This window comes from Halorhodospira neutriphila, assembly GCF_016584055.1.
GTDB classification, from domain to species: Bacteria; Pseudomonadota; Gammaproteobacteria; order Nitrococcales; family Halorhodospiraceae; genus Halorhodospira; species Halorhodospira neutriphila.
On the sequence record NZ_NRSH01000031.1, the window covers coordinates 1 to 20,069 of the forward strand.

The 20,069-nt window shown below is 65.0% G+C and carries 18 protein-coding genes; 4 read left to right on the forward strand and 14 right to left on the reverse strand.

Annotated features, from left to right (window positions below; all coding sequences use genetic code 11):
• Window positions 1-154: 154 nt before the first annotated feature.
• From CKO13_RS04290 to ilvN, 5 genes are all read right to left on the reverse strand, one after another.
• Window positions 155-1,702 carry a 2-isopropylmalate synthase gene (locus CKO13_RS04290; protein WP_200257148.1) on the reverse strand — a complete coding sequence of 516 codons (1,548 nt, stop codon included), beginning with the start codon at window positions 1,700-1,702 and terminating at the stop codon, window positions 155-157.
• Between the two features lie 291 nt (window positions 1,703-1,993).
• Window positions 1,994-2,743, reverse strand: coding sequence for a CDP-diacylglycerol--serine O-phosphatidyltransferase (pssA, locus tag CKO13_RS04295; RefSeq protein WP_200257149.1), 750 nt, complete (start codon window positions 2,741-2,743; stop codon window positions 1,994-1,996).
• Window positions 2,736-3,167, reverse strand: coding sequence for a rhodanese-like domain-containing protein (locus CKO13_RS04300; protein WP_200257151.1), 432 nt, complete (start codon window positions 3,165-3,167; stop codon window positions 2,736-2,738). Before CKO13_RS04300 ends, pssA begins: the two co-directional genes overlap by 8 nt.
• A 58-nt stretch (window positions 3,168-3,225) precedes the next feature.
• Complete coding sequence (gene ilvC, locus CKO13_RS04305; RefSeq protein WP_338034579.1) at window positions 3,226-4,284, reverse strand: ketol-acid reductoisomerase; 1,059 nt, start codon at window positions 4,282-4,284, stop codon at window positions 3,226-3,228.
• A 24-nt stretch (window positions 4,285-4,308) separates the two neighbouring features.
• The gene (gene ilvN, locus CKO13_RS04310; RefSeq protein WP_200257155.1) at window positions 4,309-4,803 is read right to left on the reverse strand and encodes an acetolactate synthase small subunit; all 495 of its coding nucleotides are present in this window, start codon (window positions 4,801-4,803) and stop codon (window positions 4,309-4,311) included.
• A 205-nt stretch (window positions 4,804-5,008) separates the two neighbouring features.
• On the opposite strand from ilvN, the gene CKO13_RS04315 reads away from it, so the two are divergent.
• Together CKO13_RS04315 and CKO13_RS04320 are read left to right on the forward strand one after the other, a co-directional pair.
• Window positions 5,009-6,718, forward strand: coding sequence for a proline--tRNA ligase (locus tag CKO13_RS04315; protein ID WP_200257157.1), 1,710 nt, complete (start codon window positions 5,009-5,011; stop codon window positions 6,716-6,718).
• A complete protein-coding gene (locus tag CKO13_RS04320; RefSeq protein ID WP_200257159.1) occupies window positions 6,691-7,572 on the forward strand; it encodes an NAD-dependent epimerase/dehydratase family protein in 882 nt (293 codons plus the stop codon). The genes CKO13_RS04315 and CKO13_RS04320 overlap by 28 nt, the downstream gene beginning before the upstream one ends.
• A 176-nt stretch (window positions 7,573-7,748) precedes the next feature.
• Here the strand turns inward: CKO13_RS04320 and CKO13_RS04325 are convergent, their stop codons facing one another.
• The 9 genes from CKO13_RS04325 to CKO13_RS04365 form a co-directional block, all read right to left on the reverse strand.
• Entirely contained in the window at window positions 7,749-9,434 is a 1,686-nt protein-coding gene (locus tag CKO13_RS04325; RefSeq protein WP_200257161.1) for an IS1634 family transposase, read from the reverse strand.
• A gap of 102 nt (window positions 9,435-9,536) precedes the next feature.
• Complete coding sequence (locus CKO13_RS04330; RefSeq protein WP_200257163.1) at window positions 9,537-9,851, reverse strand: acylphosphatase; 315 nt, start codon at window positions 9,849-9,851, stop codon at window positions 9,537-9,539.
• Between the two features lie 895 nt (window positions 9,852-10,746).
• The gene (locus CKO13_RS04335; RefSeq protein WP_200257165.1) at window positions 10,747-11,310 is read right to left on the reverse strand and encodes an LPP20 family lipoprotein; all 564 of its coding nucleotides are present in this window, start codon (window positions 11,308-11,310) and stop codon (window positions 10,747-10,749) included.
• A 109-nt stretch (window positions 11,311-11,419) separates the two neighbouring features.
• On the reverse strand, window positions 11,420-12,505 hold the full coding sequence (locus CKO13_RS04340) for an LPP20 family lipoprotein (protein WP_200257168.1): 1,086 nt from the start codon (window positions 12,503-12,505) through the stop codon (window positions 11,420-11,422).
• Window positions 12,506-12,523: 18 nt separating this feature from the next.
• Window positions 12,524-13,111 (reverse strand): penicillin-binding protein activator LpoB, encoded by a 588-nt coding sequence (locus CKO13_RS04345; protein ID WP_207132085.1) that lies wholly within the window; start codon window positions 13,109-13,111, stop codon window positions 12,524-12,526.
• A gap of 495 nt (window positions 13,112-13,606) precedes the next feature.
• On the reverse strand, window positions 13,607-15,331 hold the full coding sequence (locus tag CKO13_RS04350; RefSeq protein WP_200257172.1) for a COG3014 family protein: 1,725 nt from the start codon (window positions 15,329-15,331) through the stop codon (window positions 13,607-13,609).
• 81 nt (window positions 15,332-15,412) lie between these two features.
• Entirely contained in the window at window positions 15,413-16,696 is a 1,284-nt protein-coding gene (locus tag CKO13_RS04355; RefSeq protein WP_200257179.1) for a transglycosylase SLT domain-containing protein, read from the reverse strand.
• Between the two features lie 70 nt (window positions 16,697-16,766).
• Window positions 16,767-18,050 (reverse strand): YihY family inner membrane protein, encoded by a 1,284-nt coding sequence (locus CKO13_RS04360; RefSeq protein ID WP_200257189.1) that lies wholly within the window; start codon window positions 18,048-18,050, stop codon window positions 16,767-16,769.
• A gap of 48 nt (window positions 18,051-18,098) precedes the next feature.
• Window positions 18,099-18,968, reverse strand: coding sequence for a transglycosylase SLT domain-containing protein (locus CKO13_RS04365; protein WP_200257197.1), 870 nt, complete (start codon window positions 18,966-18,968; stop codon window positions 18,099-18,101).
• 102 nt (window positions 18,969-19,070) lie between these two features.
• On the opposite strand from CKO13_RS04365, the gene CKO13_RS04370 reads away from it, so the two are divergent.
• Both CKO13_RS04370 and CKO13_RS04375 read left to right on the forward strand, forming a co-directional pair.
• The gene (locus CKO13_RS04370; RefSeq protein WP_200257198.1) at window positions 19,071-19,484 is read left to right on the forward strand and encodes a hypothetical protein; all 414 of its coding nucleotides are present in this window, start codon (window positions 19,071-19,073) and stop codon (window positions 19,482-19,484) included.
• Between the two features lie 251 nt (window positions 19,485-19,735).
• Window positions 19,736-20,069 (forward strand): transposase (locus tag CKO13_RS04375; RefSeq protein ID WP_200257199.1); only part of this gene is annotated, 334 nt, incomplete at its 3' end.

The following is a 20,069-nucleotide window of genomic DNA, read 5'->3' on the forward strand; positions in this document are numbered from 1 at the left end:
GCCCGCCGCCTCCGCGGGGCCGGACGGGCCCGCGGAGGCGGCGGCAGGCCCGGCGGGGGCCGGCGGCTCGGCGATCGTCGCGCCCCGGGGGACGTAGACGTCGACCCCCATCCGGCGCAGGTAGGTGAGCTGTCGGCGATCCATCCCGCGGGCCCTAGACGTCGCCGGCCTGGGGGTGGCGGCGCTCGCTGCCGGCGAGGATCTTGTTCAGGGCGTTGATGTACGCCTTGGCCGAGGCGATGACGATATCCACGTCCGCGCCCTGGCCGTTGGCCACGCGCCCGCCGCGCTCGAGCCGCACGGTGACCTCGCCCTGGGAGTCGGTGCCGCTGGTGATGTTGTTCACCGAGTAGAGCAGCAGCTCGGTGCCCGACTGGACCAGCGAGTCGACGGCCATGAAGGCGGCGTCCACCGAGCCGCTGCCGGGCGCCACCGCCCGGCGCTCCTCGCCGTCGATGAGCAGCGAGACGGTGGCCTCGGGCTGCTCGCCGGTCTCGGAGCAGACGTGGAGCGACAGCAGCCGGATGCGCTCGTTCTCCAGCGCGGCGCCGGCCTCGGTGACCAGGGCCTGCAGGTCCTCGTCGAAGATCTCGTGCTTCTTGTCGGCCAGGGTCTTGAAGCGGGCGAAGGCCTCGTTGAGCTGCTCCTCGGAGTCGATGTGGATGTCCAGCTCCTCGAGCCGGGAGCGGAAGGCGTTGCGCCCGGAGTGCTTGCCCAGGACCATGCGGTTGGTGTGCCAGCCGACGTCCTCGGCGCGCATGATCTCGTAGGTCTCGCGGTGCTTGAGCACCCCGTCCTGGTGGATGCCCGACTCGTGGGCGAAGGCGTTGACGCCGACGATGGCCTTGTTGGGCTGGACGTGGAAGCCGGTGATGTTCGCCACCAGCTTGGAGGTGGGCACGATCTCGCGGGTGTTGACCCGGGTCTGGCAGTCGAAGACGTCCTGGCGGGTGCGCACCGCCATGACCACCTCCTCCAGCGCCGCGTTGCCGGCGCGCTCGCCGAGGCCGTTGACGGTGCACTCCACCTGCCGGGCGCCGGCGTGGACCGCCGCCAGGGAGTTGGCCACCGCCAGGCCGAGGTCGTTGTGGCAGTGCACGGAGAAGACGGCCTTATCGGCGTTGGGGATGCGCTCGCGCAGGCTGCGGATGAGCCCGCCGAACTGCTCGGGGACATTGTAGCCGACGGTATCCGGGATATTGATGGTCGTGGCGCCGGCGTCGATGGCCGCCTCGATGATCCGGCAGAGGAACTCGCCGTCCGAGCGCCCGGCGTCCTCCGCCGAGAACTCGACGTCGTCGCACAGCTGCCGGGCCAGGCCCACGGCGCGCACCGCGGCGTCCACCACCTCCTCCGGGCTCATCTGCAGCTTGTTCTGCATGTGGATCGGCGAGGTGGCGATGAAGGTGTGGATGCGCCCGGCCTCGGCCTCGGCCAGCGCCTCGCCGGCGGCGTGGATATCCGCCTCGCGGGTGCGCGCCAGGGCGCAGACGCGGCTCTCGCGGACCGCCTCGGCGACGGCCCGGACGCTGTCGAAATCGCCCCGGCTCGCCGCCGGGAAGCCGGCCTCGAGGACGTCGACGCGCATGCGCTCCAGGCCCTTGGCGATACGGACCTTCTCCTCGCGGGTCATGGAGGCGCCGGGGCTCTGCTCGCCGTCGCGCAGGGTGGTGTCGAAGATCTTCAGGTGCTGCTCGGCCATGATAGGGGCTCCTTAGGGCGGTCCTTGCGCCGCCGTCTCGCGATTCGCTCGAAGGGTGCGCTCTAGGCGCCGGACGGCTGTCCCGGCCGGGGGGAGCGCGGCGCGGTCGGCCTGGGGCCTAGCGCTGCCGCAGCCACCCCTCCGCGGCGGGACGGGTGGTAAGGAGCCGTACACCGCCGGCGCCGCTGCAGCGGAGCCAGCGGCCGGAGGCGGGCGTTGCAGGGAGGGCGGTGTGCGTTTCCATGGTCCCTTTGAATATATCGCCGCAGGGCGCCTGCGGCAACCGTCGGACTAGGCGCGCCGGCGGCGCAGCCGGCGCCGGCGCAGGCGCAGCACGGTCAGGGTCGGTCCCGAGACGAGGTAGGCGAGGAAGCCGAGGAACAGCGCCGTCGGCGGGTGGACGCCGACGAGGACGACGCCGAGCACCAGGCCGACGACGGCGGGGAAGCGCACCCGGTAGCCGAGGTCGACCTCCTTGAAGCTCACGTAGCGGATGTTGCTGACCATCAGCACCGCCGCGGCGACGGTGATCACCACCGCCGGGACGACCCCCACCTGGCCGGCGATCCCGAGGCGCTCGCCGAACCAGACCAGGCTGACCACGACCCCGGCGGCCGCCGGGCTCGGCAGCCCCTGGAAGTAGCGCTTGTCGCCGACGCCGCTCTGGGTGTTGAACCGCGCCAGGCGCAGCGCCGCGCAGGCGACGTAGAGGAAGGAGACCAGCCAGCCGCCGTTGTCCCAGGGCAGCCCGGCGCCGATATCCCCCAGCGCCCAGAGGAAGACGACCAGCGCCGGGGCCAGGCCGAAGCTGACCAGGTCGGCGAGCGAGTCGTACTGGACGCCGAAGTCGCTCTGGCTCTGGGTCAGCCGCGCGACGCGGCCGTCGAGGCCGTCGAAGACCATGGCCACGACCACGGCCAGCGTGGCCTGGCCGAAGTCGCCGCGCATCGCCGCGACGATCCCGAGGAACCCGAAGAACAGGCAGCCCGTCGTGAGCAGGTTGGGGAGGAGGTAGATACCCCGGCGCCGCGGCTTAGTCATGGCCACCGGCAACGGGCAGATCGCGGGCGCGCCACGCCATGATCCCCCCCTGCAGGTTGTAGACCTGCCGGAAGCCGTGCCGGGTGAGCGTGTGCGCGACGAAGGCGCCGCGAAGGCCGCTGTGGCAGTAGACCACCACCGGCCGGTCGGTGGCGTCGGCGATCTCCCGCCAGCGCTGGCGGATCTGCGGCGTCGGGATGTGCACCGCCCCGGGGATCGTCCCGCCGCGGACCTCGCCGGGGGTGCGCACGTCGAGGAAGAGGGTCTCGCCGTCGTTGACCCGGCGGGCCGCCAGGGCCGGCGACAGGGGCTGGTAGCGCCGCGTGAGGCGGCGCCAGAGCAGCCAGGCGCCGAGGGCGGCGAGCGCCGCCCAGAGGGCGGCGCTGCCCGGATTCTGCTGGAGCCAGCTCAGGAGCTCAGACATGGCGCATCAGGCCCCTGCCGCGCAGCCCCGCCGGGCAGCGCGGCAGGCCGCCCGGCCGCTAGTCGCGGTCGACGATCTTGTTGGCGGCGATCCACGGCATCATCCCGCGCAGCCGCTCGCCGACCTCCTCGATGGGGTGCTCGGCGGAGAGCCGGCGCCGGGCGTGGAGCGTGGGCGCCCCGGCCTGGTTCTCGAGGACGAACTCCTTGGCGAAGGAGCCGTCCTGGATCTCGCGCAGGATCTCCTTCATCGCCGCCCGGGACTGCTCGTTGACCACGCGCCGGCCGCGGGTGAAGTCGCCGTACTCGGCGGTGTTGGAGACGGAGTAGCGCATGTTCGCCAGGCCGCCCTCGTAGAGCAGGTCGACGATGAGCTTGGTCTCGTGCAGGCACTCGAAGTAGGCCATCTCCGGCGAGTAGCCGGCCTCCACGAGGGTCTCGAAGCCGGCCTCGATGAGCGCCGAGATGCCGCCGCAGAGCACCGTCTGCTCGCCGAAGAGGTCGGTCTCGGTCTCCTCGCGGAAGCTCGTCTCGATGATCCCCGAGCGCCCGGCGCCGTTGGCCACGGCGTAGGCCAGGGCGATGTCCTTGGCCCGGCCGCTGGCGTCCTGCTCGACGGCGATCAGCGACGGGACGCCAGCGCCGGCGACGTAGGTCGAGCGCACCGTGTGGCCCGGGCCCTTGGGGGCGATCATGACCACGTCGAGCCCCGCGGCCGGCCGGATCTGGCCGTAGTGGATATTGAAGCCGTGGGCGAAGGCCACGGCCGCGCCCGGCTTGAGGTTCGGGGCGATCTGCTCGCTGTAGATCTGCGGCTGGTACTCGTCGGGGGCGAGGATCATGACGAGATCGGCGCTGCCCGCCGCCTCCTCGATGGAGGCGACCTCGAGGCCGGCGGCCTCGGCCTTGGCCGCCGAGGCGGAGCCGGGCCGCAGCCCCACGACGACCTCGACGCCGGACTCCTTGAGGTTGTTGGCGTGGGCGTGGCCCTGGGAGCCGTAGCCGATGACGGCGACCCGGCGCCCGGTGATCAGCGAAAGATCGGCGTCCTGATCGTAGTAGACCTTCATGATTTTCCCCCTGGTACGGATTCGCGAAGCGGCGGCGGCTCGCCGCAGGCTAGCAGTCGGCGGGGCCGGCGGTCACACGCGCAGGTGGCGCTCGCCGCGGCTGATGCCGATCACCCCGGAGCGGACGACCTCGAGGATGTTGCTCGAGCCGATGACGTCGACGAAGGCGTCGAGCTTGTCGCTCGTGCCGGTCATCTCGATGGTGTAGACCTTGTCGGTGACGTCGAGCACGCGGCCGCGGAAGATATCGGTCAGGCGCTTGAACTCCTCGCGCTGCTCGGCCGCCCCGGCCGTCACCTTGATGAGCATCATCTCGCGCTCGATGTGCTGCCCGTCGGTCATGTCGACGACCTTGACGACATCGAGCAGCTTGTTGAGCTGCTTGATGATCTGCTCGATGATCTGGTCGTCGCCGATGGTCACCAGGGTCATCCGCGAGATGGTCGCGTCGTCGGTCGGCGCCACCGTCAGGCACTCGATGTTGTAGCCGCGCGCCGTGAACATGCCGGCGATCCGCGACAAGGCGCCGGACTCGTTCTCCACGAGCATCGAGATGATATGACGCATGGCCTCCCTCAGCTGCCGACCCGAAGCGAGATAACCATAGAAAGCTACTGGCCCATCCCCGACGGGTCAAGGGCAGGCCGGCGCGCCCGCTGCGCGCTCCCGCCCCTTCGCCACGCCTCCCCGGCTGCGCTACCCTAGGCCCACTCGACCCCGTCCGAAGCCCGAGCCGGCCCGAGACCCAGAGCAGACAGAAGGACCTCAGGCGATGCGCGTCACCCGCTTCCCCCTCTCCACCACCCGCGAGACGCCGGCCGACGCCGAGATCGTCAGCCACCAGCTGATGCTGCGCGCCGGCATGATCCGCCGGCTCTCCGCCGGGCTCTACACCTGGCTGCCCCTCGGGCTGCGCGTGCTCCAGCGCGTCGAGCGCATCGTCCGCGAGGAGATGGACCGGGCGGGCGCGCTGGAGGTGCTCATGCCGGCGGTGCAGCCGGCGGAGCTCTGGCAGGAGTCGGGGCGCTGGGAGAAGTACGGGCCCGAGCTGCTGCGCATCCAGGACCGCCACGAGCGCGACTTCTGCTTCGGCCCCACCCACGAGGAGGTCATCACCGACCTCTTCCGCCGGGAGATCCGCAGCTACCGCCAGCTGCCGGTCAACTACTACCAGATCCAGACCAAGTTCCGCGACGAGACCCGGCCGCGCTTCGGGGTCATGCGCGCCCGGGAGTTCCTGATGAAGGACGCCTACTCCTTCCACCTCGACGACGCCGGCCTGGAGGCCGAGTACCAGGCCATGCGCGAGACCTACACCCGGATCTTCGAGCGCACGGGCCTGGCCTTCAGCGCCGTGGAGGCCGATACCGGCGCCATCGGCGGCAGCGTCTCCCACGAGTTCATGGTCCTCGCCGACTCCGGCGAGGACGCCATCGCCGCCTGCGAGGCGAGCGGCTACGCCGCCAACGTCGAGCTCGCCCCGGCCCCGCCCCCCGAGCAGCCGCGCCCGGCGCCGGGCGAGGCGCTCCAGGAGGTCGCCACGCCGGGGCAGCGGACCATCGCCGAGGTGGCCGACCACCTCGGCATCCCCGCCTCGCGCCACGTCAAGACCCTCCTCGTCGAGGGCGCCGAGGGCGGGCTGGTGGCGCTGCTGCTGCGCGGCGACCACGAGCTCAACGAGCTCAAGGCCGAGAAGCACCCGGCGGTGGCGGCGCCGCTGACCCTCGCCGGCGCCGAGCGCGTCGAGGCGGAGCTCGGCTGCCCCCTCGGCTCCCTCGGCCCCGTGGGCCTGCAGGGCGTGGCGCTGATCGCCGACCACGCCGCGGCCCAGGCGGCGGACTTCGTCTGCGGCGCCAACCGCGAGGGCTACCACCTCATCGGCGTCAACTGGGGTCGCGACCTGCCCGAGCCGGAGACCGCCGACCTGCGCACCGTCGAGGCCGGCGACCCCAGCCCCGACGGCGGCGGCCCCCTGGCCATCCGCCGCGGCATCGAGGTCGGGCACGTCTTCCAGCTCGGCAAGACCTACAGCGAGGCCATGGGCGCCACGGTCCTCGACGAGGCGGGCCAGGAGCGCACCGTCACCATGGGCTGCTACGGCATCGGCGTCTCCCGCGTGGTGGCGGCGGCCATCGAGCAGAACCACGACGAGCGCGGCATCCGCTGGCCGGAGCCCATCGCCCCCTTCCAGGTGGCGCTGGTGGCCATCAAGCCCGAGCAGCCCGACGTCGCCGAGGCCGCCGAGGCCCTCTACGCCGAGCTCATGGCCAGCGGCCTCGACGTCCTCTACGACGACCGCGAGGCGCGCCCGGGGGTGAAGTTCGCCGACATGGACCTCATCGGCATCCCCCACCGCATCGTGATCAGCCCCCGCGCCCTGCAGCAGGACACCGTCGAGTACAAGCGCCGCGAGGACGCGGAGGCGACCGCCGTCGACCGCTCGGAGATCGTGACGTGGCTGAAGAACCGCACCACCCGGTAGGCCCCGGCGAGCGCGCCCTCATCGCCGGCTGCGGGCGCATCGGCCAGGCCCTCGGCGAGCGGCTCGCCGCCGCCGGCGCCGAGGTCTTCGGCCTGCGCCGCCGCCCCGAGGGGCTGCCGGCGGCCATCACCCCCATCGCCGCCGACCTCGCGGAGCCGGCGGCCCTCGCCGCGGCGCTGCCCGCGCCGCTGGACACGGTCTACTACATCGTCACCCCCGCCACATTCGACGACGAGGGCTACCGCCGCGCCTTCGTGGACGGCCTGGGCAACCTGGCCGCGGCGCTGCGCGGGCAGCCCCGGCCGCCGCGGCGGCTGGTCTTCGTCTCCAGCACGGCGGTCTACGGCCAGAGCGCCGGCGAGTGGATCGATGAGGCGAGCCCTACCGAGCCCGGGCGCTTCTCCGGGCAGCGGCTGCTCGAGGCCGAGGCCATCGCGCTGGGCGGACCGTGGGCGGGCGTCGCCGTCCGCTACGGGGGGATCTACGGGCCGGGGCGCGACGCCCTGATCCGCAAGGCCCAGGCCGGGGAGCCGTGCCAGGCGGACCAGTACACCAACCGCATCCACGCCGAGGACGTGGTCGCCAGCCTCGCCCACCTCGGTCGGCCCGCGGTGGCGCCGGGGGTCTACCTCGGCGTGGACAGCGCCCCGGCGACCCAGTGCGAGGTCCTCGACTTCATCGCCGAGCGCCTCGGCCTACCGCAGCCGCCGCGCGCCGAGGCCGGCGGCGCCGGCGGGCGCGGCGTCGGCAGCAAGCGCGGCTCCAACCGCAAGCTGCGCGAGAGCGGCTACACCTTCCGCTACCCGACCTTCCGCGAGGGGTACGCCGCGCTGCTCGGCGGCCCCGGCGCCTAGGCCGCGCCGCGGCCTAGGCGGCACGGGCCGCTCACCGGGCCGAGAAGCCGGGCGGCGCCGGGTCGTCCGCCGGCTCGCAGGCCACGGCCTCCACCTGCGCCCCCGGGTTCCACAGCTGTGCGCCTAACTTATTGATGCGCGGATAGCGCGGACCCCGAAAATGTCACAACAGACCCTCAGGCCGGGCGCTGAGGCGCCTCCACGCCCAGCTCGCCGAAGAGTTCCAGCTGCTCCTGCGAGGGCTTGGTGAAGCCCTCGTAATCCTGGCCAGCGAGGCGCACCTTGTGGCGCTGGATCCGGCGCAATGTCCGCAAGGCCCGCTCCGGCGAGTAGCTGCTGCCGGCCGCCTTGAGGCGATGACGCAGGACTCGGTGCAGGACGAGGGCCAGGAAGCAGATCAGCGCGTGGGCGCGTATGCGGTCGGGCAGGCGGTGATAGACGGGCGCGATCTGGATATCGCTCTTGAGCACGCGGAAGCCGCGCTCAATGTCCGCCAGGGCCCGGTAGCGATCCACGATCTCGCTCGCCTCGTAGGCCTGAAGACTCGTGACGAGCAGGAGCTTGCCATCGAGGCGCTCGGCGGCGGCCCAGGCCTCGTCGTCGATGTCGTAGCGGAAGTTCTCAGCGCCGAGATCGGCCTTCACGATACTCGAGAGCCTGTTCCGCACCACCTGCTGGTGGAAGCGCCGATGCGCGCTGCGGTCGGTGGAACGCCGACCGCGGCCAGGCCGACCGGCATCCTGGCTATCGAGCCGCCGGGCGAGCACCTCCCCGAGCTGATCGAGTCGGTGTACCTTGTGTCGGCGCACCGCGCTCTGCTCGGCAGCTCGCTCCGGATTGTGGGCGACGACGAGTCGACGGCCTTGCCAGGTCGCCTCCGTCACGGATTCCTCGCCGCTGGCCGAAGCCTGTTCCTCGAGCTGCGGATGGAGCTCGGCCATCAGATCCGTAAACTCGGCATAACGGCGAGCAGGCACCGCGAGGATATAGTCGACCGCCAGTCCTTCCTGCTCGGCCAGCGTCTCGAGGGTATCCACGTTATCGAGGCTGAGCAGCCCACGATCGGCGACCACGACGACGCGCTTGAGCGGGAAGCGGCTGAGCAGGCGCCGAAGCATGGGAGCCAGGGTGCGCGTCTCGGCGACGTTACCCTCGAAGACCTCGTGGGCAATCGGCAGCCCTTCGGCCGTCTGCACCACCCCGAGGGCGAATTGACGGTCCACGCCGTCTACGTCCTTGCTGTGCCCGTACCGACGCAGATCATCGGCGACCTCACGCTCACCATGGACCCGAATGGTCGTCAAATCCCAGAAGACCACGCTGAGCTCCTGGTCCAGGAGCGGCTTGAGCTGTGCTGCGATGGCCTCCTCAACCCGTCCAGCGTGGCTCATCAGCGCATCCATGGCGCGTAGCAGCTGCTCATGGTGCAGCTGATCGGCGTCCACCCCGGGCACGCTCACGTCCTCCTGGAGCCAGTCAAGGACGCCGCGCTTGCTTCGAGGCGAAGCAAGGCGGTTGAAGACCATGGCGCGGACCAGCGCCTCGGCGTCGAACCCGCGCTTGGACGAGCGAAGCGCCCGGCGCAGGGCCTCATCCAGGCCGAGCTCCTGCCAGAGCTGATGCAGCGCCCAAAGATCGCCGAAGGCGCGGGCGCGCTGGAACTCAGGCGCATCATCAGCGCCTGACCGGCCCACGGCCCGCTGGAGCCCGTCGATGATGCCATCGACCTCCGCATCGCTGAGCTGATCGGCACGCCCGAGGTTCGCGACGGTGCGCTGTTTCACGCGGCCACTCGCATCGCGGTAGCCCTCGACGAGGCGCACGTAGCGCCGCGGACCGGACCGAACGACTCGTACATACATGACACGACTCTATCAAAACCAATTACCACAGAAAAAGGCCAAAGCCTTATAGACGTGTCACAACAAAGGGTCTCGGGCAAGACGCTCGGCAGGACCGGCCAATCAGGGCGTTACCTTCACAAATCCAGGGGTGTGCCGGGGTTCAGCTGTGGAACTCGGGGGCGCCGGGTCGTCCGCCGGCTCGCAGGCCACGGCCTCCACCTGCGCCGCCGGCGGCCCCTCGTGGAGCCACTCGCGCAGCTGCGCCACGGCCGCCGGCGGCCCGCAGGCGAGGACCTCGACCCGGCCGTCGGCCAGGTTGCGGGCGTAGCCGGTCACGCCCAGGCGCTCCGCCTGCTCCTGGGTCGCCGCCCGGAAGCAGACCCCCTGGACGCGGCCGCTGATATAGCAGCGCTGCTTCTCCTGGACCATGGGCATTTCCTCCCAGCGTATTCACGACGCGGTCATGATGATCTTCACAAGGGTGGCTGATGCTGCCGGCTGAACAGATGCGAACCAACTGAGATCGCAGCTGTAGAAATGCCCTCAATGGGCGCTGGTGGCATCAACACCCTATCGTGGAAACCCCAAACAGCGACAGGACCGTAAGAGTCCATCGCCGGAGACCGTCCAGCGATCAGACTTCCCCATTGGCAACGCCGAGCCAATGCCCTATCCGGGCACGAAAAAAATAGGCCCGGGGCAGAAACCGGGGCAAGGCTCGCCAGTGAGATGCTCCCCACCGCTCTAGAATGAGCTGCAGCTGCCGGGTGTAGCGCAGCACCTGGCCAGCTACTGTGAGCCCCGGCTGCTTGCGCAGCTGACACAGGATTCAGCCATCGCGGGGAATCTGCTCCATCGGTATGTGTCCACTACCCCCCGTGTAGCACCACCCATGGACTCTCGTGAGAGATCCACGATATTAGACGACTCGGCGGTTGATCCAGTGGTAGCTGCTATGATCTGCGTGATTATATAATCGCTACGGAGTTATATGGGCCATCACACACTCTGTGACATCAGCGTGACACAGAGTGTGTGATGGCCTAGTTAAAATCACTCTATAATACGCAAAATCCCTCAGTAAATTATAGGTAATCGAACTCCGTTCGGTTCTTCAAGGCTTGGCAGGAAGAGCGCCCTGATACCTTTCATAGATCGGTTAACGATCACCCAATTATTTACACCTAGCCCCGCCACACCCCCCCATTCCCAGGGATAGTGGCGAAACTTTTGCTAGCGTCTCCCACAAAGAACTCATTTTGGAACTTATAGCCTTTATCTATGGGACAACGCATAAGCTACTTACTAGTTATTCGCGTATTACGGCGCATTACTCCTTGAGCTGCTCATCCAACCGCTCACGAGCCTGTTTCTCCTTGAACTCTTGATAGAGAACATCCTCACTCTGGGCATCCAGATCGCGGTCACTGGCCTCGACAATACCGTTGAAGATCTCCTCCATCTCGGAGTCTCCGAAGGCCACCTTGGCACACAGGCTCTGAGTCCCTCCCATGTTGACATAATCGGTCTTCACGGCCCTCGAGCCGTTGAGCTTACTCTCGGTCACCTGGCGGGAAACGCTCTCGAAGGTGGTGCCGGAACTCTCTTTTTCATCACCCCGAGTGCGGCGCTGATAGGTCTCTTCCATACTTTGGACTTTCAGATCAATCTGTTGAGCCAAGGCTTGACGCGCGTTGGCTACAGCTTCCTTGCGGTCCAAGGAGAAGTTGTTAGACTGCGGCACGCACTCGGTGGCAGCGATCCCGTCCTTGTAGGTAGGATTGGAAACCCACTCGGGCACGCCACTGGGCCCTCCCTGCTTTTTTTCTTCCGTGGTGGAGCATCCGACCACGAGTAGGACAGCACCCAGGCTTATCAAAAGTTGCTTCTTCATTGCTTTTCCCCTTTACCGTCTAAAGGCTATCGGCGTCTCTGCTAAAATAGCATCGAATCCCGATGCTCCTAGCCCCCTATCAGGGGGGACTTACTTCAACCCATTACAGTTAGCGGACCCCAGCCCGCTGGAAACTATCCAAGAGGCTTTCGCCTAGCTTGCTGCCGAGCCCCTCTGCCAAACGGCCCACCGCTCGATCTCGAGCCAAATCCGGATCTACGGAGCCGGCCTTAACGCGCTCCTGAAACTCATCAATAGCGTTACCGACCCCATCTAGAACTGTTACGTTCCCATCAGCAAAGACGAAGCTGCGATCGTCGCGCTCAACGGCGCGCAAGCTCGCCTCATAGCGCAATGTCAGATCACCACTGCCGCCTTCACGAACCTTGACTCCTTGCTTAACAAGTGTTTGACGCAGCATAGAGGCCATCTGCCGGTCAAAGCCGCTCTCTTTCGACCTCAGCACGACGGTCAAAGAGTCGAGGATACTGGCTATACGATCTGCCAAGTCGCGGAACTCACTCGGGCGCCGATAACCGGGATCGCGCTCGGCGACTAACTGCAGCTTCTCCACGGATTGCTTGCGCTGCGCCAGAAGCGGCAAAGCCGGCATTAACACTTCTAACCGTGCAAGCCGATTAGCGCTTTCCCCCGGGTCTTGTTCCAAAATTTCTCGGATACGGGCGTCAAGATCCTCAATCTTGGCAATCAGGTCGCTCTCCGCCTGATCACGATTGAGCCGTGCCAATGCATAGGCAACTCCCCCGCCTTCGGCTGCGTAGGTCTTTACGATTTCAATATTGGCCAGCTCGGTCTCAGAAACTTGGCTCTTCACGCTTTCCATGACCGACCGAGTTACGCGGCTCTGGCCATCTTCGACCTCTCGGCTACGTGTTGCCGTCGTTTCACCTGAGATGGTGACCTCGAGGCGTTTAACGAGCTCGGTCCGAGCCCGGTCTTGAGCCCGGTTTATAGCCGATGCAGCATCAACGTGGATCTCCGCTGATCCCACGCCATAGACAACCCCCTTCTTCTTCGGAGGGGAAGTTACCCAGGGCGGCGGCCCGTCTCCTGAGCCGCTACTGGAAGAGGCCTCATTGGCGGAAGAAGGCTCGGAAATGCCATTAACGGCACAGCCGCTCAAAATCAAGACAGCAAGGGCCAGCAGGGCCATCAGAAGGCGTACGCAAATCATGACCCACACCCTATCAAGCTAAAAAAGTCCGCCTTTATCCGCCACTTTCTTGATCTTCTTCTGTCCATACCAAGCCTCTTCCGTCGTCGTGAGGTTGATGAGCTCAAGGTCCACCTGATAAAAGGTGACTCGTTTACCACTAGCCTGTTGAACGGTCGAGTTGATACTCCCAGCAAGGGCGAAGTCAGCGCCAGTCTCAGCACCCATCTCCGCCCGAGTCTTCTCGGTAGCGTACACGTCCTGCTGTTCCCGCTCTTCGCGGACCGCCTCACGCTCAGCGCCCCCGGATACGAACTGCATCTTACCTGACTTGAGCATGGCCCGTTTCAGATCGTTGATGAACGTCCCTACCGGAATATGTTCGTGTGACTTATTTCGGACGGACTGGATAATGACTCGAGGCTTACGATCATGTTTTTCCTCCCACTCCTTAAGCCAAGGGAAGGTAACCATGTCCTCGATCATCTTGTCCGCTACAAGCTTCGAGTCGGTAGCATTCCACGAATCGGTCACATCGATCTGCTCTTCGGCCCCAACACGGGACACCTTCGTGCTGCATGCAGCCAGCAAGCTCACGGCCATGAGAGCAGCCATTGCAATCACCACAGTGGAACGTGGCCCTCGCCTTTTAAACATGCTCTTTTTCCTATGAAGCGATATCTTTTTGTAGAGTCAGCCTTTCAGCATCGAGACTGCTAAGATGTCAGCGATCCAGACCTGATTGGGCTGCGCGGTATTGAAGTCTCGCTCTAGCAAATTGGGGGCTACTAAGCGCCGGTGATCGCTGAGCATAGTGGCCCGAAAACGCCGGCACTGACGGCACTCAATGTCCGCCTCGCGCATCAAGTAGCAGGCCTCGTGGGCAATCTACCGGATAGCCCTCACGGTGCAACTGTGCAGCCATACGGCAGCTTCCGGGGCTCCCCCGCTTTTGCTCATACACTTGCTCAACCCGTGGGATTAGCATGCTCCGCTCCAGACCGACGGCCTTTCGCCGATGCCAGTCGTAGTAGCCGCTGCGAAAGACCACCAAGCTCTGGCCCAGCCGGCCGATGCCATGGCTCACTCTCTCCGACTTGATGAACCCGTACCTGCTGACACTTACTCGCTAGCTAATTTCCTCTCGTAAGATCTCTCTTGGCTAGGATCGAAAGTCCGCTGGACCCAAACCTTGATCTCACCGGCCTTTACCGAGATCGTTTCCTCTGCGCTTCCCGCCATGCCTGTCCCTTGCGTCTCGATGGTCAGCTCATGTTCGCCAGGCTCCACAGAGTAACGCGCCAAACGAATGTCGTAGGGCAAAGTTAGCCAATTCCGAGTTTCCGCTGCACTGGTCGCCGAAGTAGCTACCTTGGCCAAAAGACTGCCGAGAAATCCGCCTGCCTGCTTACCGGCTTCAGCCGCGAAGACGTTCTTGAACGTAGCACGAGCCATCGATTCGCGCAACTCTTGGCCAGCTTTCACAAGCTCATTCTGTATGAAGAGCTGAGAAACTGACTCCGCCTGATCCAGATAGCCGACCTCTTGGCCGTCGATACTCAGCTGAGTTCTTCCCGCGTTGGTCCGCAACGGCGAATAATAAGGCACAGTAACGCGAATTCCGCTCCTGCCGATATTTTGCGGGATATTAAGCTCTGATGCTATATCCCATAGAGGGCCGACAGGTACCGTCTTATCATTAACTCTGTAATCCCCCCCGGGAAGATCTCCCTGGGCAGAATATCCGATAAGCATATTACTCTTGAGCTTATCGATTCCCTTGTCCGCGTAGAGGAGGTAGAACCATCTCAACTGATCTTTTTTATGCTGAGGCTCACCAGTTGCTACCTGCTTTAGACGAAATGCTTTTTGGTTGGGTACCGCTGAAAGATGAAGATTCAGCTCGTCACGTTGCGGTACCATCCCGAGGTGCTGGATAACGACAATCTGCCCCTTGTCTGGATCGAACGACTGGACGCGCTCTCTCGTACGCTCCGTCAACTTCTGCTTAGCGAGTCGCCGCCACTCCGACTCGTAGCCACCAGCCTTCTGCATGACCCGAACCGTATCCAACCAGGCTTGTTGGGCCATGTCCTTATCGAGGTTGTACTGCTCGCTATAGCCTTCCTCGTAGAGTTCGGCGGCGTCTCGGTACGAGATGCGTGCATCGTCCAAGGCACCATTCTTCTCATACAAGAGCCCAGCGAGATAGCGAACATAAGCGTCTTCCCGAAAGATCAGATCCTTTTTATCTAACCAGTTACCGCGAAACTTTTGGAAGATCTTGAGAAGCTGGTTAAATTTCTTCTTATCTGACTCTTCATTTTGCTCGTAGGTACCTTCCTCAAAGGAGATGGAAGAGAGCTTATTATCAAGGCGCCGGATCTCGACACTAGCCGACTCGAGGTGGGAAGCACGCTGCTCTTTACTCTCCGCCTTTTGGGCTAACAGGAGGAAGTTAAGCGCCTTGTAGTAGTTGATATAGACTCGCTCAATATCATTCCCCATATACTCCCCTTGCCGCGGATTTACCATCGCTGCAGCAAGGCGATCTTCTACCTTCTTCGAGCGCATACTATCAGCAAGCTTATGCGCTTTTTCCAAGGCCTTGTTACTTGCCTTGTAATTGCCGGCTAGGTGCTGGATTGTGCCTCTCTCGAGATGATAGAGGAGCCTATCATCACCTTCCGCTTCCAGAGCTTTCTTTACTTTTTTATCGGCTTGCTCGTACTGCTCTTTTTCAGTATTTATCAAGGCCTCATTAACGCCTTCTCCATAAGTAGCGCACCCCGCAACACTTACCGTCGCAGAAACTACTCCCCCCCATTTCAAAAGTCGCGAAGACATGCTCCCTCCTTGTTTTAGTTATGCTAAGCTTGGCGCCTTTTTAGCGCTTTAAATGCTGACCCAAACCCTCAAGAACCGCTTCTAGAAAAATTCGCGATAAATTTTTAGCCGTCGGGAAACCTTAGATAAATAATCTCGCGTCTCTTGCGCAGGCAGATCCTCGTGCAAGGCCTCATAGACCTCTTCGGGATCCTTGCTGTTGATGATCTCAACAGCTTTATCGGAGAGCCTTTTCTCACCAGTAAAGGGGTAAGCTACGTAGCCGGAGCCAATATTATAAGCGGCAATCTTGGCGTAGAGCCGGCTTTCTGGATTCTCGATCTCGCTAACATAACGAGTCTCGAGTATGTTGAGGTAGACAGCCCCCGCCTGGATATTATTCTGTACATTATACAGATATTGCGGAGAGAATTTACGCGCTTCTCCGTGAAGATACTGGGCTACATCGAGTCCCGCCGTCTCGGGGACAATCTGCATCAATCCGTAGGCGGGTATGGGCGAACGCGCCATCGGATTAAAGCTGCTCTCGCTATGGATAATGGCCAATATTAGCGCTGGCTCAACGTTGTACTTTTTGGCGATCTTGGTGACTTCGTCACGATATTCCTCAGCCTTCTTAGCAGGCTGCTCATCCGGCATGGGGATCGATACGGAGATCACCTTTCGTTCCCCTTTGCCCTCCGCCTGCTCCGCAGCATCTCTCTCTGCCTTGCTAGAAGACTCGCCGTCTGAGCCATTAGCAACCTGGGGCTTCCCACCCCCACCGTTATGCCCTGAATCGTCAGAGGTTGGCTCTCTAGAGCCGCCAGCAGGCTCACTGCGCTTTTCAGCAGTGGCCCTCTCGACCATCTTCTGGACTTCCTCTCGGGAGAGCTCGCTGAGGACACGCTGGTCACCGGCATCAATCCCGCTAGCGCCAAGATCGGTACGCTCCTGGGCCCGCTGGGTAACCTCATCATCCTCGTAGGCTTCGTCGACAGTGATCTCGAGAAGCTTGTCGAGCTTCTCTAAAGCCCCCTCGACACCTTCTTCCTCGGGGACATCGATTTTAATATTATTCTCTTCGTAGTCGACGATCGTGCGCGACTTCTGGTCCTCGCTATAGCGGACCCACTGCTTTTGGTTGCTGAGCTGAGGATCTTCCCAGCTCGCGCTTAGCTCGTCCTTATAGGCTTGAAACTCTTCCTGAAAGGCCTCTTGATATGCTTGGAAGGACTTCCGCACCTCTTCCCGGTAGTTTTCGAACTCTTGCTTGTGCTGCTCACGGTACTCTTGAAATCCCTCAGCGCCTTGGGCCGTACTCGGCAGGGACGGCAAGGTACAGACAGCAATCGCTAAACTGAAAAAAATACTACGCCTTTCCATAGCAATCTTGTAACACGGCCAAATTTTATGGGAATTTGCAGGCGCCAACGGAGATTGTCAAGACTTGGTGTCAGGTTCCCTCCCCCGCCGCCGGCCCGAGGAGCTCGCTCAGGGGGCGGTCGAGGCTGCTCCGCCAGCGCTCCTCCACCGGGCGCAGGCAGTCGGCCAGGCGCTGCTCCCAGGCGTCCTGCGGCGCGCCGAGCTCCGCGAGCGGCGGCAGGGGGTAGGCCAGTATCTGCTGGAGCTCCGCGAGGGTGAACGTGGAGGCGTCGCGGCGCAGAATCCACCCTCCCTCGGCTGTCCGGTCCACGATGCGGGCGCCCTGGAGCTGCTCCAGCGCCGCCCTCATCTGGGCCTCCCCGATCCGGGGCTCGCGCCGCCGGAGCGCCTCGGTCGAGGGCGCCTCGCCCCGGCGCTGGGCCTCGTAGAGGCGGCCGAGGAGGCGGACCGCCCGCAGCAGCGCCCAGCGCTGCACCGGCTCGTCACCGCGCCGGTAGCCCTCCAGCGAGCGGGTCAGCTCGGCGCCGAGCAGGACCACCCACCAGGAGATGTAGAGCCAGACCAGGAAGATCGGCAGCGCCGCCAGGGCGCCGTAGACGGCCTCGTAGGTCGGCGCCCGGGCGATGAACTGCGCGAATCCGGCCTTGGCCAGCTCGAAGAGCAGCGAGGCCACCACGCCGCCGACGGCGGCGTGGTGGGCCGGCACGCTGCGGTGGGGGACCAGGCTATAGACGAGCGTAAAGACCACGGCCTGGACGACGAAGGGCGCCAGGCCGAGCACGCCCGCCACCACCGCCGACGGCGGCTCCAGCGGGCCGAGGCTGACCGTGCCCATGTAGGAGCTCGCCACCAGGCTCACCCCGAGCAGCAGCGGGCCGATGGTCAGCACCGTCCAGTAGACCATGAGCCGCTGCAGGGGCGGTCGCGGCCGCGCCACCGCCCAGATGCCGTTGAGCACCCGCTCGATGGTGTTGAGCAGCAGCAGCGCCGAGACCGCCAGCCCGACGACGCCGACCGCCGTCAGCTCGGCCGCCCGGCCGATAAAGGCCTCGAGGTAGTCGTCGACCACCTCGCTGGCCGCGGGGACGAGGTTCTCGACGAGCAGCCCGCGCAGCCGGTCGGTCACCCCCTCGAAGACCGGGAAGGCGGCGAAGACCGAGAAGCCGATGGTCAGCAGCGGCACGATGGCCAGCAGGGTGACGTAGGCCAGCATGGCCGCCGAGCGGGCGCAGTCATCGCTGCGGATCCGCCCGAGGAGGTGGCGCAGCAGGCCCGCCGCCGATACCAGCGCCCTGCGACGCTGTAGCCATCGGCCGGCGGCGGCCCCGTACGCCTTGAGCGAAGGGGGGTACATGTCGAGGACCGAGGGTTACTCTCCCTCCCAGACCTGCTCCCGCCTCAATCAGAGGTCACGGTAGGCCTGGATGCGCCGGGCCACCCGCTCCAGGTAGTGCTTTGTCTCCTCGTAGGGTAGCTCGCGCACCAGCGTGCGGTAGACCTCGCCGCCCGAGCGGCCATTGATGCGCTCGGCGGCCGCCGCCATGTTCGTGTCACCGGTGAAGGTGCGGGCCACATTGCCAGCCCCCGTATTGTAGCCGGCGATAGTGCAATAGAGACGGCTCTCGCGCTCGCGCACCTTGGCCATATAGCGGTAGTAGAGCAAGTGGAGGTAGGCAGCGCCGATGCGGATGTTGTTCTCGGGGTTGTAGAGGTACGACGGCGCTAGTACCCGTGAGCGGCCCGTGAGCAGCCGGGTGGCGTCACGGCCAGCGGACTCGGGGACGATCTGCATCAGCCCGTAGGCAGGAATGTGGGAGCGCGCCATAGGATTGAAAGAGCTCTCGGTGTGCATGACCGCGAGCACCAGCGACTCGGACACCTCCTGCTCCTGGGCGTAGCGGCGCGCCGGCGCCAGGTACTCGCTCGCCTTCTCCGAGGCGCTCGCCTCGGGGAGGGGCACGGAGATGACCCGCGCCCAGCCGCTGCCGGCCTCGACGCGCTCGCGCCCGGTCTCCTTTGCACTGGCCATGAGCTCCTCGGCTTTCCTATTAGCTTCCTCCGGCCCTGGCGGCTCCTCGCCGCCGAGGAAGGCGCCGAGGACCGGGCGGCGGCTAAGCTCGCCGCGCTCAACCTCGACGGGGGCTTTCTCCAGGGAGCGCTCCACTTGCTGCGCGACGGGATCGCGCTCGAAGGCGGTGGCGAAGTCCTCGCGCAGGAGCCCGGCGAGCTCACGGCGCAGACGCTCCCGGCTCCATCCCTCCGCCGTTGCCACTGAAGCGGACGGGTGCTCCTGCGAGCCGGCAGGCTCCGATGTACCCTGCCCGGAGGGGGTCCCCTCCTCAGTTTGGCAACCCGGCCCCTTTGCCGGCTCGGAGTGGGATCCTCCCGCGCCAGACTCAGGAGCATCCTCAAGATCGACCATCTTGAGCCGGATCTCTTCGGCCTCGAAGTCCACGATGCGCTGGGTGCGCCGATCCGCACTGTACTCCACCCACTTGCGCCGATCCGTGAACTCCGGGCGCTTCCAGGTCGTCTGGAGCTCTTCCCGAAAGGTCTCGAAGGCGGCCTCGTGCGCACGCTTATAGGCGGCGAAGGCCTCCCGCATGCGCGCCTTGTACGCCTGGAAAGCTTGCTGCTGGGACTCCTTATAAGCCTCAAAACTCTCCGCGTGAGCTGCCACCGGAGCGAGGAGCCCCACCCGCAAAAGATCGCGCCGATTCATCAAAACCTCCCTGCGCCGAAGAATCCGGCTCTCAAGCCGGGAAAAGCGCTTTATTATCGATGGTAAGAAAAGCCGTCGGCTCGCTGGGGCAAGGCGCAATCTCTCGTAGCAGTCCTTTGTCAACGTCCCGACAGGCGTGTAGGGCGAGCGGGCTAATCGCCCACACCGGACTTAAGTCACGACCTCCCGGCCCAAGGCCGCCGCCCCCCCTGGAAGTGCCTCCCTTTGGCAGCTACTTTACAAATACTCTCCCCCTTACGCCATATTTCCCTCCGGGCCTATTGCTTTCTGATTATCGCACCCTATATCTTGCGCATATGGCGCATGACCATCTGACCCTGCAAAGCCTCCTGGAGCTGGTGCCGGATGAGGAGCACGCCGAGGCGCTGTTCCTGTCGGCGCGCTGGCCGGACGGCCCGGTCTGCCGCTGGTGCGGCTCCGTCGGCAACGCACGCCGGCTGCCGGGGCGCAAGATGCTGTTCCACTGCCGCGACTGCGGCCGGGCCACCTCGGCGCGCGCCGGGACGCCGATGGCGGCCTCTCATCTGCCGGTCCGGACCTGGCTGACCGCGATGTTCCTGATGGCGTGCTCATCCCAGGGCATCTCGGCCCGGCAGCTCGGCTTCCGGCTCGGCCTCCAGTACCGGACCG

Bases quoted from the DNA above. Each gene is read 5' to 3' on its own strand.
- CKO13_RS04290 (WP_200257148.1), bottom strand. From the start codon at position 1,702: ATGGCCGAGCAGCACCTGAAGATCTTCGACACCACCCTGCGCGACGGC.
- pssA (WP_200257149.1), bottom strand. From the start codon at position 2,743: ATGACTAAGCCGCGGCGCCGGGGTATCTACCTCCTCCCCAACCTGCTC.
- CKO13_RS04340 (WP_200257168.1), bottom strand. From the start codon at position 12,505: ATGATTTGCGTACGCCTTCTGATGGCCCTGCTGGCCCTTGCTGTCTTG.
- CKO13_RS04355 (WP_200257179.1), bottom strand. From the start codon at position 16,696: ATGGAAAGGCGTAGTATTTTTTTCAGTTTAGCGATTGCTGTCTGTACC.
- CKO13_RS04325 (WP_200257161.1), bottom strand. From the start codon at position 9,434: ATGTATGTACGAGTCGTTCGGTCCGGTCCGCGGCGCTACGTGCGCCTC.
- CKO13_RS04335 (WP_200257165.1), bottom strand. From the start codon at position 11,310: ATGAAGAAGCAACTTTTGATAAGCCTGGGTGCTGTCCTACTCGTGGTC.
- CKO13_RS04330 (WP_200257163.1), bottom strand. From the start codon at position 9,851: ATGCCCATGGTCCAGGAGAAGCAGCGCTGCTATATCAGCGGCCGCGTC.
- ilvN (WP_200257155.1), bottom strand. From the start codon at position 4,803: ATGCGTCATATCATCTCGATGCTCGTGGAGAACGAGTCCGGCGCCTTG.
- CKO13_RS04360 (WP_200257189.1), bottom strand. From the start codon at position 18,050: ATGTACCCCCCTTCGCTCAAGGCGTACGGGGCCGCCGCCGGCCGATGG.
- CKO13_RS04315 (WP_200257157.1), top strand. From the start codon at position 5,009: ATGCGCGTCACCCGCTTCCCCCTCTCCACCACCCGCGAGACGCCGGCC.
- CKO13_RS04300 (WP_200257151.1), bottom strand. From the start codon at position 3,167: ATGTCTGAGCTCCTGAGCTGGCTCCAGCAGAATCCGGGCAGCGCCGCC.
- CKO13_RS04350 (WP_200257172.1), bottom strand. From the start codon at position 15,331: ATGTCTTCGCGACTTTTGAAATGGGGGGGAGTAGTTTCTGCGACGGTA.